Origin of the sequence: Streptomyces sp. MNU76, from assembly GCF_020982545.1 — a bacterium.
Classification (GTDB): domain Bacteria; phylum Actinomycetota; class Actinomycetes; order Streptomycetales; family Streptomycetaceae; genus Streptomyces.
The window spans coordinates 1,459,344-1,473,776 of the sequence record NZ_JAJKLK010000003.1; the positions used below are offsets into that span (position 1 = coordinate 1,459,344).

The window sequence follows — 14,433 nt, forward strand, 5'->3', positions numbered from 1 at the left end:
ACCCACCGAATTCGGGCTCCCCCCGGAGAGACGAGCCGGCTCCAGGGCGCGTTCGACGTGGCTGGCGACAGGCTCGCGCGCACCGGGGCGCCGTCCTCCTCGCTGCCGCTATCAGTCTGCCCACCATCTGCATCCTCGCCGAACTCGCCCTGCAGCTCTACGACGGGTCGTAGCTCACGCCCCCAACGAGCCGACCAGCGAAGTGGGCCGGCCCCGATATGACGACGACTGTGCCCGAACACCGAAGGAGTAGGACCATGCCGGCCCCGGACGAGACCATCTCGCCGCCGCTTTCCCCTCAAGAGCGGGAGGCTTTGCTGGGCATCTCTCAGGGAAGGACGACCGCAGAGACGGCCTGCGACATGGGAGTGTCCGACAGCACGGTCAAGACGTACATCCTCCGGATCGGCGGAAAGCTCGGAACTTCCGAACGGGCGGGCATGGTTGACCTCGCCTACCGTCACGGGCAATTGGACGTCCCCGGACCCGTGGACTACGTCGTCGAGCTGCCCAAGGAACAGCGCACAGTCCTGGCAGGACTCGCCGGCGGAAAGACCGTCGAGGAGATCGCGGCCGGCGCGAAGCGTCCGCTGGACGGCGTGCGCAAGGACGCTCGACGCCTGCTGCGGGCGCTGGGAGCTTCCTCGGCTGCGCACGCGGTCACGCGAGGGTGGCAGTTGCGTCTCCTGGGCCCCGCGACCGGCCGTGAAGACTCCGGAGACGTCGTCGCCGTGGCAGGACAGGCATGAACGCCCGCGCCGAGGTCGGCAGCCTGCGACCGGAAGGCGGCTGCGTTCACGAGCACGCGGGGGACGTGTTCACCTGCGACCGGCGGCAGGACTTCGTGCCCAACGTGATCCGTACGCATCGAGGTGGTCGCTGGCGCAGGGTGGACCGGAGTAAGAACGCCGGCGAGTGGGCGAAGTTCGTCCATCGCTCCGAGATGCTCGTGTTCGACGTGGACGATGGTGGGGAGGGCGGCCCCGGCATCGTCACGGGAGTGATCCCGTCCAAGGAAGACGTTGCGGCGCGCCTGGCCGCGCTCGCTCCAACGCAGGGGACGGCCGTTGCCGAGATCGGCACAGACTGCGGCTGGACGGCAGCCTCTCTGGAGCACCTTCTCCAGGGCGGCCAGGTGGTGACGGTCGCGGACACAGAACGTCTCGCCGAGATCGTCCGGCAGCGCCTGCGCCCCTACCCACGGGTTCGGGTGGTCAGCGGATCTCAGGCCGGGGTCTTGGGACCAGCGGGTTCGTTCCACGGGCTTCTGTCCCATCGTGCGGTACGCCGTGTGCCGTGGGAGTGGGTCACCCGGGTTCGTCCGGGGGGCCGGCTGTGCTTGCCCGTCCGTACCGCTCTGGGCGGATCCAGCACGCTGCTCGTCCTGACGGTGGCGCGGGACGGGGCGTCGGCCAGTGGCCGTTTCCACGCCGGACCGGCTCCGCAGACGGTGTGGCTGCGTGAGCACCGCCCTGGTGAGGGCATCTCCGTCGAGTCGCAGGGCAGCCCGAGGGCGTCGGAAGCCCTGGACGCGAGGGGGGCGCACGTACGGCCGGCGGCCAGGTTGTTCGCCGGCCTGCTTCGCCCTGACCTTCGGATGCAGGTGGTGCGCGGCGTTGCGCAGCTCGAAGGCGACGTTGCCGACCGCCTGCGTATTCATGACCACCAGGCGTCTCGGGCACTGGTCTTCCTCCACTCCCCCCGCATCTACGAGTGGGGGCCGCGCGATCTCGGCTCTGACCTCTTTGACGCGCTCGGTCAGTGGCACACGGCCGGAGAACCAGAGGTTGAGCAGCTGGGCGTGACGATCACGGAGACCGAACACACTCTGTGGCTCGGTGCACCGGACGGTCCGTCGTGGTGTCTGCCCGAACTCCACACCATCACCAGCGAGGTGGAGCGGCATGCGACCTGACCATCCGATGCTCCTCCACCCCTCCGCAGCGATCGGCGAGTTGCAGTCGCGGCCGTCGAGCGCCCGGATGCAGAACTACCTGCTCGGCGGGCGAGACCACTACATCGTCGACCGTGACGGGGCCCTTCGGGCTGCCGACCGCATGCCGTTCCTGGAGAGCGCCGTCCGCCACGAGCGCATGTACGTGCTCCTGATGGTGCAGGCCCTGGCCATCGCGGGCATCCGGCAGCTGGTCGACTTCGGCTGCGGCCTTCCCCACGGCCCAACGCCGGTGGATGTCCTGACCCGCATTCATCCCGACGCCCGCGCCGTGTGCATCGACAACGACGTGCTGGTGCACGCCCACGCCGAAGGAATGATGACGGCCAAGGCACCCGCTGTCGTGGCGAGCCTGTGCGCCGACGTACGCGCCCCCGAGTCGATCCTCGTTTCCAGAGAAATCCTGGAGACGATCAACTGGCGAGAACCGGTCATCCTTCTCCTCGGCAGCGTGCTCCACCACATCGAGGACACCGCGGCGCAGCCCCTGACCGTCCTCGTCGACCAGTACAAACACGTCGCCGCCACCGGCAGCGCTCTCGTCATCACGCACGCCACCGCCGACGTCTCAGGCAAACCCGTACGCCGATTCGCCAAGACCTTGACGGCGGCCGGCTGCCCCGTCCACCTGCGGACGAAGGAACAGATCGCCCGGCTGTTCGACGGCTGGCAACTGACCGCCCCGGGCCTGACCGCGCCACAGACACTGGCACTCGAATACCCGGTCCTGCCCCAGGCAGCCTCGTACGCCGGCACGGCCCGAAAGGAGGCCGCGCATGGCCGAGCTGTTTGATCAGCAGACCGACGTGATCAAGCCGGTGACCAGCCAACTCCCCATGGTGCCCCGGCTAGAATCCGTGGCGTCCGGAAACGGGCACCCGGGCGTCGCGGTCACTGACGCTGGACGTCACGTCTGCACCCCGGAGATCCGCATGCCCAATACCCGTCCCTTCTCGCGCGTTCCCATAAACCCCTTTGTGGGACGGTTGGCCGATGCCACGCCATGGTGCCCGGACGCGAGTCGGTGTCAGCCGCACCCCCATCTGGCAGGCCAGCGGTGAACAGGCCGACAGCCTCGCATCGAGGCGGGGACGACATGGCACAGCGCCACCGGGAGCCGGTCGACGTCCATCTCATCCTGCGGCGTGGCGGCGACGTGCTGCTGAGCCGGAGGGCGGGCGACACCTATGCCTCGGGCTTGCTGCACCTGCCGTCCGGGCACCTCGACGGCGACTTCGAGGACGTGGTCACCGGGCTGGTCCGGGAAGCCGAGGAGGAGCTGGGCATCATCATCCGGCCGGTCGATGTCCGCGTCGCGTTGGTGATGCAGCACCGCAGCCCCGCGGGCCACAACCGCACCGGCTGGTTCTTCGAGGTCACCCGGTGGATAGGGGTCCCGCGTATCGCCGAACCGGACCGCTGCTCACAGCTGGACTGGTTTGCCCTCCATGACCTGCCAGACGACATGGTGGCGTACTGCAGGGCCGGCCTAAAGGCGTACCGGGACGGGCACTCCTTCGCGTTGCACCTCCAGGAATCCGACGACCCGATCGCCTACGACGCGACCGGGCCAAGCCGTCTGCGCTCCTTGCCCGCGCGGGCGCCGGACCCGTACGCCGTCCTGGGCGAGCAGCTCGGCTCATTCGCTGAACAGACGATCGGCCCACTGAGGGAGGTTACGGACGCCTCCTGGGCGCGGGAAGCTTCCCGCGTGTGGCGGCTGACCGGACGCGACAGCGGGAGCTGGTTCCTGAAGATTCACCAGGGGCCCAAGTTCCACCAGCGTGAGGTGGGCGCCCTGAGAGAGTGGGCCCCGGCCCTCGGAGCCGGCCGCGCCCCGCAGCTCGTCGCCGCCGACCCCGAACAACTCGCCGTGATCGTCAGCGCGCTTCCCGGCCGCGTACTCCACGGCGCCGACCTGAGCATGGCCGCCTGGCAGTCGGTCTACCGCCAGCTCGGGCAGCTCCTGCGGGCCCTCCACCTCGGCGAGCCCCCGATGATGGCGCAGGCCCTGGGCGGGCTGGCCAAGCTGGATCGCCATCTGGCGGCAGCCGACGGGCTCCTCAAGCCCGGGGAGGAGACGCTGGTGCGGTCCCTCGCCCTTCACCTGCCCCGTGTCCCGCCCGTCCCCCATGGCCGTCGCCACGGTGATGTACAGCGGCGCAACCTGCTGCTCGACGACCACGGGACCCTGGCCCTCATCGACTGGGAACGCGCGGAAATCGGGCCCCTCGTCAGCGACTTCGTACGCATCGCCGACACCTGGATTGACGCGCCCGCGCTCGAAGCCGCCCTGTTCGACGGCTACGGCCGCACGCTGTCCCCGGAGGAGGCCCAAGCGCTCAAGGGTCTGTCGGCCCTCGACGCGCTCAGCGGCATCCAGTACGGCGCCGCGCACGGCGACCCCGAACTCGTCGAGCGTGGGCATCGCACCCTGCACCGGCTCTGGAAGGAGGCAGCATGACGACATCCGACCCGACAACATCGGACCGGGTGAATGAGGATGCCTGGCGTGAGTACGGGCGCAGGCAGCTCGACCGCGGCTACCAGCCCCCGGAGGTCACCGAGATCGACTGGGGGTTCTGGGGCACCGGCCCCGGCACGAGCATCCTCGGCGACGTCGCCGGCTACCGCGTGCTGGACCTCGGCTCCGGGGCCGGAGTCCACGCCGCGCATCTCGCCCGCGACCACGCGGCCTTCGTCGACGCCATCGACATCTCCCCCACCCAGCAGCAGCGCGCCCGCGACCGGTTCGGCGCCCTGGCAGGCGGGCGGTTCCTGACCGGTGACGCCGTTGCCCACCTGCGCGAGAGTGAACCCTACGACCTGGTCTACTCCGTGCACGGTCTGTCCTACATCGACCCGCACCGGCTGCTTCCCGCGCTGCGCGACGGGATCCGGCCGTGCGGACGACTGGTCTTCTCCACCTTGCACACCAACCTGAACGGGCTGGGCCCTTTCCCCACTGTCGCCGCTCGCCAGGAGGAGGTACGGCTGGCGAAAACCGCCCCGATCCCGGTGCAGATGTGGATCCTCGCCCCCGAGGTCTGGAAGGGGCTACTGGCCGAGCACGGCTTCGCCGTCGAGTCCATCGACCTCCTGCACGCCCCAGGTGCCGACAACCCGGTCGTCTGCCAGCTCATCCAAGCCCGCCGCCTTCCACACGCCGACGAACCCAGGGTGGTAGCGCAGGAGCGAAGCCTTCGGGCACCCCTCGCCCAGGCAGTCCTGGGCGTCGGCATCATCGTCACCAACCCGGACGGCCACGCGCTAATCGGGCAACACCGCCTGGGCACCCACGAGTTACCTGACGGCAAGGTGGATGCAGCGCCATGGCAGTGGTCGTGCGGACACTGGATCGACACCAAGGGGCGCGCCAACGACTTCGGCCGTCGGCGCATCGACACCCTGCGCGTCACGGAGAACATCGCCGCCACCGCTCGCGCACACACCACCCACTACGGGCCTGACGCCGAGGCCGCCTCGGACCACCTGCTGGTCACCGCGGACTTCGCCCTGCACGAGCTGGAGGTGACAGCGGCATGAGGGCGTTCATGAGTGCTGGCCGGCGGTGGCGTGCCGAAGGCGCTCCCGCCGAGGACAGCGTCCGCCCCCATGTGCTGTGGCTGCCGCCGGCCGAGGTAATCGACTACTTCCGGCAGGTACGAGAAGTCCTCGCTCCGTACGAGGACATCGTGGCCCCGGTCGTCGACGACGACCTGCACTGGACCATCCAGGGCGCCCGGTCGTACGACTACGCCGACGAGCGCGTCGGTCCCCGGCAGCTCAAGGACACCGCCGAAGCCCTTCGGATTGATCTGGTGGAACAGGAGCCGTTCACGATCGACATCGGCCCGGTCGCGCTCAGCCGCAGCGCGGTCCTCGCCCGTGTCTGGCCCCATGACGCCCCGTTGGACCCGCTGCACCTGAATCTGCGAGTCCGGGCCGGCCTGGCGAACGCCGGCCTGGTCCTGCCCGAGGCCACCGAGACGTTCTTCCCTCACATGTCGGCCGCCTACGGGAAGGTCGACACCCATTACCTCAACCAAATGGACCGGGCAGACGCCCTCGCCTCAGCCCTGCTACGCCGCGCTCGTCATCACGTGACGGTGCGCGTCAAGTCCGTGTGGCTGGTAATGGAAACCCAGCATCCCGACCGCCACGCCTACACCTTCGAACGGATCCAGGAGCTGCCCCTGGGGCGCTGAACAACAGTCGGCTTCCGCCAGCCGGCATCCATCGCCGAACCACCATGCAGTTGGCGCCAACGCCGGAGGCGAAGGCGCACGAGGCCCCGTAAGGAACCCCTCTATGACCGATGTGACCGTGGCCCCCGACGAGGCCACCCGGCTCCGCAACAAGGTCGTCGACCAGCTCAAGGAGGACGGCACGATCGTGTCGCCCGCGGTCGAGGCCGCCATGCGCAAGGTACCCCGGCACCTTGCCGTACCGGAGGCACCGCTCAGCGACGCATACAGCACGTACAACGCCGTGATCACGCATGAGGACGAGCACGGCAATCACACCAGCTCAGTGTCCGCTCCGCAGATCCAGGCGATGCAGCTGGAGCAGGCCGGCATCCGCCCGGGTGACAACGTGTTGGAGATCGGCACCAACGGGCCTAACGCTGCCTACCTCGCGGAGCTGGTGGGACCCGCCGGTCAGGTCACCACCGTCGATATCGACCCCTCGCCCGCCGACCGAGCCAAGCGGTTCCTCACCGAGACCGGCTATGCGGACGTCAACGTCGTCGTCGCCGACGCCGAGAACGGCCTTCCCGAGCACGCCCCCTACGACGCGATCGTGGTGACGGTCGGCTCCTGGGACATCCCGCCCGCCTGGATCGACCAGCTCAAGGACGACGGCCGGCTCGTCGTGCCGCTGCGCATCAACGGCCTGACCCGCACGTACGGGTTCATCCGGCAGGCTGACCACCTCGTCGCCACCAGCGCCCACGTGTGCGGTTTCGTAGCGGTGCAAGGTGTTGGCTCCCACGCCCAGCAGGTCATGCAGCTCCCCGGAGCGGAGGGCATCACTCTGCGCTTCGACGAGGGCTTGCCCGCCAACCCCTCTCTGCTGGACGGCGTCCTGAACAGCGCCCGCGCCGAGACGTGGACCGGGGTGACCGTCGCCAGCCAGGAGCCCATCGGCACCCTCCAGATGTACCTGTCCACGCAGGTCCCGACGTACTGCTTCATGTCCACCAAGCCCGAGTTGACCACCGGCAAGATCGGCCCCACGGGCAACAGCTGGTCCATGGTCGCCATCGACGGGCCGCACTTCGCCTACACCGTCGTGCGCCGCGACACCGAGAAGAAGACCGCAGAGTACGGCGTCCACGCCTTCGGGCCCGACGCGGCCGAGTTCGCTGAGCGAATCGCCGACATCCTCCGCACCTGGAGCGAAAAGGTCCGCGGCGCTGACGGCCCACGCATCGCCGTCTACCCGGCGGGCACGCCCGATGACCGGATCACCGGCGACCGGATCATCGACAAGAGGCACAGCCGGATTTCGATCTCCTGGCCGACCGTCTGAACCGCGGCGCTGGGCCAGGGCGTTCTGCACCATCCCATCGGACAAAGAGAGTGATCGCATGACCACTGCCGTACTCGACCACCCCACCGCCCCTGCCGTGCTGCCGGTCGACAGCCTCGCCGACGACGACTTCGAGCTGGACATCAAGGTCGTCATCTCCGAGAGCCCCCTCACCGTCTTCATGTGCCCCACCAGCGACGGCTGCGGCAACACCTGCGTGAACGGGGCCAGCGCCTGCCAGTCCTCCATCGAGGACGCCGCCTGACACGCGGCGTCCGCCGGGGCGACAGCCGATCATCGCTGCCGCCCCGGCACCCCCGTCCGCGCACCCCACAACAGGAAGGGACACCGGTGGCCCACGGAATACCCCTCACGTATCAGAGGCAGCCCGGAATGCTGCTGCGCGCCTCCACCGCTTCCCGGCCGATCCCCGTGCCGGACTTTGACCTGCACGGCGACGACGCCACGATCCGCGGTCGGCAGTGGCTGGAGGAGGTATGGCGCGCTCCAGTGCCGACGGCGCTGTCCGCAGCCAGCCCCGTCCTGTGTCAGCGCGTCGCCGAGATCCTGAACGACACCGTCACCGACGACCGCCGTATCAGGCGGGCCGTCCGGTCTGTTGCCGCGTACCTCCTGCGGTGGAACCACCGGCCCACCCCGTTCGGGGTATTCGCCGGCGTCGCCCCCGCTGAGCCCGCTCAAGCCGCCCACATTCTGTGGGGTGAGGGGTACCGGACTGTTCTGCGGCCTGATTCCGACTGGCTGACGGACGTCATTACCCGCCTGGAGAGCCACCCCGCTCTGCTGGCCCGGCTGACGGTCGTGGCCAACAACACCGGCCGCTCCCGCGGCAACCGGCACGTGGTGGACGGGATGCCGACTGACGCTCACACCTCCGGCTACGCCCCCATCGAGCTGTCGGTCCGCCTCACCCGGCCCGTGGCCGCCGTGCTGGAGGCTGCCCGCACCCCGATCCCGTACGAGCTGCTCGTGCACCGTCTGTCCGGGCAGTTCCCCACCGCACGCCCCGAGCAGCTCGCCGGCCTGATCTTCGACCTATTGAGCAAGCACATCCTGATCAGCAGCCTGTGGCCCCCGATGACGTCCGTCGACACGCTCGCCCACATATGCGATGAGCTGGAGAAAGCAGACGCCACCGGCATACCCGACATCACAGAGCTGGCCTCCCAGCTCGCTTCCATCCGGGGCGGCTTGAATCACCCGGACACCGTCACCCCTTGGACGCTCGGCGACCCGCTGACGCAGAGCATGCAGCACGTGAGTACCACCGGACGCGTCCCGCTGCTGGTCGACGCCGCACTGGACTGCACCGCCCACATCCCCGAAGCCCTCCTGGCCGAAGCCGCCGAGGCAGCCGGGGTCATGCACCAGCTGTCGCCTCATCCGTACGGTTATCCGCAATGGCGCGACTACCACCAGCGGTTCCTCGACCGGTACGGCAACGAGGCCCTCGTGCCCGTACTGGATTTGGTCGCGGACAGCGGCCTCGGCCTGCCCGCGGGCTTCCTGGGCTCCGAGCGCGCCCGCCCGCCATATGAGGTGACCGACCGGGACGAGAAGATCCTGCGCCTGCTCCAAGAGGCAATGCTCGGTGGGAGGCGTGAGCTGGTCCTCACCCGGGCGACGATTGCCGACCTGACCACCGGCCACACCGAACCGCTGCTGCCCGTGCCCCGGGCCGAGATCGCCGTGGAGATCCACGCCCCCACTCTGGAGGCCGTGCAGGGCGGCGACTACCGGCTGCTGGTCACCGGCGCCCCCCGCCCCGGCAGCAGCATGCTCGGCCGGTTCGCGCACTTGCTCCCGCCGTCCGCTCAGACCGCGCTCACCGACTCGTACGCGACCGCCGACCCCGGCGCCATCGCGGCGCAGCTGTCGTTCACCCCTCGCCGGCGCCGCAACGAGAACATCGCCCGCACCGTGCAGGTCCTGCCCTTCACCATCCCTCTCGGCCAGCACCACGAGTCCGGCCCCGGCGTGATCCCGCTCGACGACCTGGCGGTGACTGCGGATACCCGCCGGTTCTATCTGGTGCGCAGGTCAACGGGGCAGCACGTCGAGCCTCGCGTCACCCATGCGCTGGAAGCGTCCGTCCACACACCGCCGCTCGCCCGGTTCCTGGCGGAGATCACCACCGCCCGCAGCGCCGCCTACCGGGCGTTCACCTTCGGCGTCGCCGCCACCCTGCCCTACCTGCCACGCGTGCGGTACAAGCGGACGATCCTCGCGCCTGCCCGTTGGTTGCTGTCCGCCGAGGAACTGCCCGGCCGGTCCGCCCCCATGGCCGACTGGGACAAGGCACTGGCCCGATGGCGTGAACGGCTCTGCGTCCCCGATCGCCTTGCTCTGGTCGAAGACGGCCAGCAGCTGCCCCTCGACCTCGACCAGCGCATCCACCGGGCGCTGCTGCGCGCCGGCGTAGACCGCAACCGCGTTGTCGAACTGCGCGAAAGCACCACTGCGCGGGACTGGGCATGGATCGGCCGCCCCCACGAGCTCCTGATCCCTCTGGCGAACTCCACCCCGCCGACCCGCCCCGCCTGCCGGAGGCCGCTGCCGCCGCCACCGGGACGCCCAGCCAGCCCACCGTCCTGTATGCCCGTCTTTTCGCGCACCCCCAGCGCTACGACGAGATCCTGACCGGCCACCTGCCCACGCTGCTCGACCAGTTTGACACCATGCCGCTCTGGTGGTTCAGGCGCCATCGCGACACAAACCGCCCGGCCTCCGACCAGCATCTGGATCTGTACCTTCGCCTCCCCGATCCAGCCGCCTTCGGCGCAGCCGCCCAACAGGTCACCGGCTGGGCAGACGCCCTCGGCAGCCAACGTCTGGCGGGCCGACTGGAGTTGACCACCTACACGCCAAAGTCAGGCCCGTATGGGCATGGCTCCGCTCTGGACGCCGCGCACCTGGTGTTCGCCGCGGACTCGGCCGCCGGCGTGGCGCAGATCCTTGCCGCCGCGGATGACGCCGGCACCGAACAGGCCCTGACCGCTGCGAGCATGTTCGACCTGACGGTGCAGTTCACCGGCGACGCAGATCAGGCGTCGGACTGGCTGACCCGCGCTCTGCCTCAAGAACGCGGCCCTCTCGCCCGGGAGCGCGTCACGCTGGCCCTGGCTCTGGCCGATCCCGAGCACACTGCCCTCCGAGCCCTGCCGGGCGGCCCCGCGGTCATCGCCGCCTGGGGGCAGCGCACTGTCGCCCTGACCGCCTACCGGCAGCAGCTGTCAACCGAGCGCAACGCCGACAGCGTGCTGCGGTCGCTGCTGCACGAGCACTGCGTGCGGGCGCTGCCCGTCGACCCCGATCATGAACGCGCCACCGGCCGGCTCGCCCGAGCCTGTGCCCTGCGACACCGGGAGCGGCAGCCGTGACCACCGCAACAACCAGCCCAGCCGTGCTGGCGGACGCCTTCGCCCGCCACCTGGCCACCCCCGTCCCGCCGCCCGAAGACCAGCCCTGGGCGGCGCAGGACCTGGCCGCCGGCGTCGCAGGATCCGCGCTCCTGCACATCGAGCGCGCCCGTACTGGGGACGGCACCTGGCACCAGGCGCACCCCTGGATCAAGACCGCCGTCGCCACCCCCGTCAGCGCCGCCGACACCAGCGGCCTGTACCTGGGGGCGCCTGCGGCGGCGTTCATGCTCGACTGCGCCGTCACCGACGAGGCACCCAGGTATCAGGACGCGCTGGCAGCCCTGGACCACCACGTGGCTCAACTCGCCCACCGCAGATGCGACGCAGCGCAAACTCGCATCCACCACGGCCGTCCAGCCGACTTCCACGAGTACGACATCTTCTACGGGCTCACCGGCATCGGCGCCTACCTGCTGCGCCGGTCCCCGTCCGGCACCGCGATGGCACGCGTCCTTACCTACCTCGTACAACTGACCCGCCCCATCCGGCACGGTGACCAGGAAATGCTGCCCGGCTGGTGGGTCGATCACCAGCCCAACCTCACCCCGTCCACCGTCCCCGCCGGCCACGCCAACTTCGGAGCCGCCCACGGCATCACCGGCCCGCTGCTGCTCCTTGCCCGCGCCCTGCGCCAAGGCGCGAGGGTCGACGGCCAGGAAGACGCCATCGACACCATCCTTCACTGGCTCGATACATGGCGGCAGGACGGCCCCGCCGGATTCTGGTGGCCCGAGCACCTCCGCCTAGGTGAACTCCACGCCGGCCGACCCGCCCAACGCGGCCCGGCACGGCCCAGCTGGTGCTACGGCACCCCCGGCATCGCCCGCGCCGGACAGATCGCCGCCCTCGCCCGCCGCGACCCGGCTCGCCAACGACTGTACGAGGACGCCCTAGTCCGCTGCCTGACCGACCCCGATCAACTGTCCAAGATCACCGACGCCGGCCTGTGCCACGGCTGGGCGGGCATCTACCAGACCGCCTTCCGCGCCGCCCACGACGCCGCTACCCCGGCTCTGCGCGCCACCCTGCCCGACCTGGCCGCCACCCTGACCCGGCACTCCCATCCAGGCCGCGACCCCGGCCTCCTGCAAGGCGACGCGGGCACCGCCCTCGCCCTGGCCACCGCAGCCCACGACGCTGCGCCGACCTCGGGATGGGACGCATGCCTACTGATCGACTGATCCAGCCCGCCTGCCTGGAAGCGACCCTGCACGCCGTGCTGGACGTCCTGGCCGGCACCGACACGTACACCGCCGCAGCCCGCGCCGGACTCGAGCCTGCCGACCTGGACGCCGCCATCGCCGTCTACCAGCAGGCCGGGCAACAGGCCCTCGCCCAGCAGTCAGGACCCCCGGCATGGCGTCAGCTGTACATCCAGTTCACCGACTGGGACAAGGCCGAGCAGACCGCCGCCGACCACCTCGTCCCCGTCCTGGATCTGGCCCAGCAGGACGCTCTGATCACCGGGTGGTGGTTCATCCGTAAGCACCCGTGCTGGCGGATGCGGCTGCTCCCGGCCGTCGGGACACAGCTCCCCCCGGCACTGGCCGACATGCTCGACGAACTCACGGCTGCTGGGCGAGTCCACCGCTGGTGGCCCGGCATCTACGAGCCCGAAACCGCAGCGTTCGGCGGCGACACCAGCATGACCATCGCCCACACCCTGTTCCACGCCGACAGCCACGCCATCCTCACCACAGCCCATGGCGAGCTGGGCCGCCGGGAGTTGTCACTGCTGCTGTGCGCCACCCTGATGCGCGCCGCCGGACTGGAGTGGTACGAGCAAGGAGACGTCTGGCATCGCGTCACCCGGGAACGGCCCCTCCCCTCAGACGTACCGGCCGCCAAAGTCCACGCCATGGCCGACAGCCTCCGACAGCTGCTCATCGCTGACACCAGCCCCTCTGGTCCCATGCTCCAGTCGGACCGCACCCTCAAGTCCGCCGCCGACTGGGTGAGCGCGTTTCGGCAGGCCGGAGGAGACCTCGGCACAGCCGCCCGGGACGGAGCCCTCGACCGGGGCCTGCGCGAGGTTATCTCCTACCACGTGATCTTCCACTGGAACCGGATGGGCCTGCCCGCCCGCATCCAGAGCGTTCTCGCTCATGCGGCACGTACCGCAATCCTGCATCCCGCTGACCCCACGGAAAGGCCGATGCCGTGACCGCGCCACCACAGCACCCACAGGCAAGGCTCCGTCGGCTCTCCAGGCGGTTTCCCCTGGTCAGCCGGTCCCACCTCGTCTACCCCAGCTTCGCCGCACGGATCGACGAAGTCCGCACCTGCGCGGAGAAGTCGGCGCAGGACGGACCCCTCGTCGACCGGATCAACCTCGCGTGCGCCACCTGGAACCTGTCGGCACTGATCGCCTCCGACTGCGGGCTGACCGACCTGGCGACAGACCTCTGCCTGCGTCAGCTCCGCCTCTTCCAGGCCGCATGGCCCGTCACCGGGGACATTGCCATCGCCAGCCTCCAGCCCATCGTCAACCTCGTACGGCTGACCGCCCGAACGGGCGATCCACAGGCCGCCTATCAGCAGCTCATGAGCGTGCACCGCGCCGCGCATGACGGCGGCAGCGTGACCGTCCACGGGCAGACCATCGACCTGGCGGGCTTCACCACCGAAGCCACCTTGGAGCACATCCGGCCCTGGCTCCACGACCTCCTGCTCGACGACGGAACCCGGCTCCTGGTCGCCGCCGGCCACTGGCGTCAAGCGGCAGAGCACGCGACCGCCTACGACAAGGAACCCGAGCGGCTGTACGGCAGCAGGCAAGCACACGTCGTGGCGAGCCTGCATACGGACGCCCAGGACATGGCCAACTCCCTGATCGACAAGGCCACCATCACCGAACCGTGGGAGGAAGCCGTCGCGCAGATCCTCCGCCACTACGCCGACCACCGTGCGGGCCGCGCCACAGCAAGAGGGTTCGCCGCTACGGCACTCGCCGTGCGGGATGCTCTGGAACCGGCCCCGCCGCACCTACGCATGTTCCGGGTGCGGCTGGCCCTGGCAGCGATCGACCTGATACCGGAAGGCTGCGAAGTCCTCGCACGCCCCCTGTACGACGCGATCGTCAGCGACACCACACAGGCACGCGACGCCTACGCAGCACGCGAAATCCTCCGCCACCCCGCCCCACCGGCCGAACAGCGGTCACGCCACGAACTGGAGGCGATCGTCCACGACAGCGGCCTCGGCCGGGGCACGCTGCCGGAACCGGTGCTGTCCACGATGATGCGGGCTGTCAGCACGGCTGGGGCGAACCTCGCCCAGTGCCTCACTCAGGAAGGAGGTATATCGCCGCATGCGAGACGGCCAGGCGTCAGCTGATGCAACTACCGCCGATGCTCTGGAGGCGTGGACGACGTTCCGCTCTCATCCGCCACGCAATCGCCGCCTTGGACCACACCTGAGCGCTTCCGACCAGCAGGAGGCCGGAGCATCGCCTGCGCCGCGAAGTCGCCTCTGTGGAGGCGCAAGCCACCGACGCGCCTC

At 69.8% G+C, this 14,433-nt stretch carries 14 protein-coding genes; all 14 read left to right on the plus strand.

The features are described 5' to 3' along the window. The first annotated feature begins 257 nt into the window (after nucleotides 1-257). The 14 genes from E4N62_RS12920 to E4N62_RS12985 all read left to right on the plus strand — a co-directional run bounded on the left by E4N62_RS12920 (nucleotide 258) and on the right by E4N62_RS12985 (nucleotide 14,268). Complete coding sequence (locus E4N62_RS12920) at nucleotides 258-749, plus strand: LuxR C-terminal-related transcriptional regulator (protein ID WP_230214010.1); 492 nt, start codon at nucleotides 258-260, stop codon at nucleotides 747-749. Further along, a complete protein-coding gene (locus E4N62_RS12925; protein WP_230214011.1) occupies nucleotides 746-1,915 on the plus strand; it encodes a protein-L-isoaspartate O-methyltransferase in 1,170 nt (389 codons plus the stop codon). Before E4N62_RS12920 ends, E4N62_RS12925 begins: the two co-directional genes overlap by 4 nt. Then, nucleotides 1,905-2,747: an SAM-dependent methyltransferase gene (locus tag E4N62_RS12930; RefSeq protein ID WP_230214012.1), complete on the plus strand. Its 843-nt coding sequence runs from the start codon at nucleotides 1,905-1,907 to the stop codon at nucleotides 2,745-2,747. Before E4N62_RS12925 ends, E4N62_RS12930 begins: the two co-directional genes overlap by 11 nt. Continuing rightward, the gene (locus E4N62_RS12935; RefSeq protein WP_230214013.1) at nucleotides 2,731-3,015 is read left to right on the plus strand and encodes a hypothetical protein; all 285 of its coding nucleotides are present in this window, start codon (nucleotides 2,731-2,733) and stop codon (nucleotides 3,013-3,015) included. The genes E4N62_RS12930 and E4N62_RS12935 overlap by 17 nt, the downstream gene beginning before the upstream one ends. A gap of 35 nt (nucleotides 3,016-3,050) precedes the next feature. Further along, on the plus strand, nucleotides 3,051-4,418 hold the full coding sequence (locus E4N62_RS12940; RefSeq protein WP_230214014.1) for a phosphotransferase: 1,368 nt from the start codon (nucleotides 3,051-3,053) through the stop codon (nucleotides 4,416-4,418). Beyond that, nucleotides 4,415-5,500, plus strand: coding sequence for a class I SAM-dependent methyltransferase (locus E4N62_RS12945; RefSeq protein ID WP_230214015.1), 1,086 nt, complete (start codon nucleotides 4,415-4,417; stop codon nucleotides 5,498-5,500). Before E4N62_RS12940 ends, E4N62_RS12945 begins: the two co-directional genes overlap by 4 nt. Next, on the plus strand, nucleotides 5,497-6,162 hold the full coding sequence (locus tag E4N62_RS12950) for a hypothetical protein (RefSeq protein WP_230214016.1): 666 nt from the start codon (nucleotides 5,497-5,499) through the stop codon (nucleotides 6,160-6,162). The genes E4N62_RS12945 and E4N62_RS12950 overlap by 4 nt, the downstream gene beginning before the upstream one ends. Nucleotides 6,163-6,265: 103 nt before the next feature. Then, nucleotides 6,266-7,489 (plus strand): methyltransferase, FxLD system, encoded by a 1,224-nt coding sequence (gene fxlM, locus E4N62_RS12955; RefSeq protein WP_230214017.1) that lies wholly within the window; start codon nucleotides 6,266-6,268, stop codon nucleotides 7,487-7,489. Between the two features lie 58 nt (nucleotides 7,490-7,547). After that, entirely contained in the window at nucleotides 7,548-7,754 is a 207-nt protein-coding gene (locus tag E4N62_RS12960) for an FxLD family lanthipeptide (protein WP_230214018.1), read from the plus strand. A 128-nt stretch (nucleotides 7,755-7,882) separates the two neighbouring features. Further along, on the plus strand, nucleotides 7,883-10,150 hold the full coding sequence (locus E4N62_RS12965; RefSeq protein ID WP_230214019.1) for a lantibiotic dehydratase family protein: 2,268 nt from the start codon (nucleotides 7,883-7,885) through the stop codon (nucleotides 10,148-10,150). Between the two features lie 8 nt (nucleotides 10,151-10,158). Then, on the plus strand, nucleotides 10,159-10,890 hold the full coding sequence (locus E4N62_RS12970; RefSeq protein ID WP_230214116.1) for a thiopeptide-type bacteriocin biosynthesis protein: 732 nt from the start codon (nucleotides 10,159-10,161) through the stop codon (nucleotides 10,888-10,890). After that, entirely contained in the window at nucleotides 10,887-12,113 is a 1,227-nt protein-coding gene (locus E4N62_RS12975; protein WP_230214020.1) for a lanthionine synthetase C family protein, read from the plus strand. Before E4N62_RS12970 ends, E4N62_RS12975 begins: the two co-directional genes overlap by 4 nt. After that, on the plus strand, nucleotides 12,095-13,096 hold the full coding sequence (locus E4N62_RS12980; protein ID WP_230214021.1) for a thiopeptide-type bacteriocin biosynthesis protein: 1,002 nt from the start codon (nucleotides 12,095-12,097) through the stop codon (nucleotides 13,094-13,096). The genes E4N62_RS12975 and E4N62_RS12980 overlap by 19 nt, the downstream gene beginning before the upstream one ends. Further along, nucleotides 13,093-14,268, plus strand: coding sequence for a hypothetical protein (locus E4N62_RS12985; RefSeq protein WP_230214022.1), 1,176 nt, complete (start codon nucleotides 13,093-13,095; stop codon nucleotides 14,266-14,268). The genes E4N62_RS12980 and E4N62_RS12985 overlap by 4 nt, the downstream gene beginning before the upstream one ends. Nucleotides 14,269-14,433 lie beyond the last annotated feature (165 nt).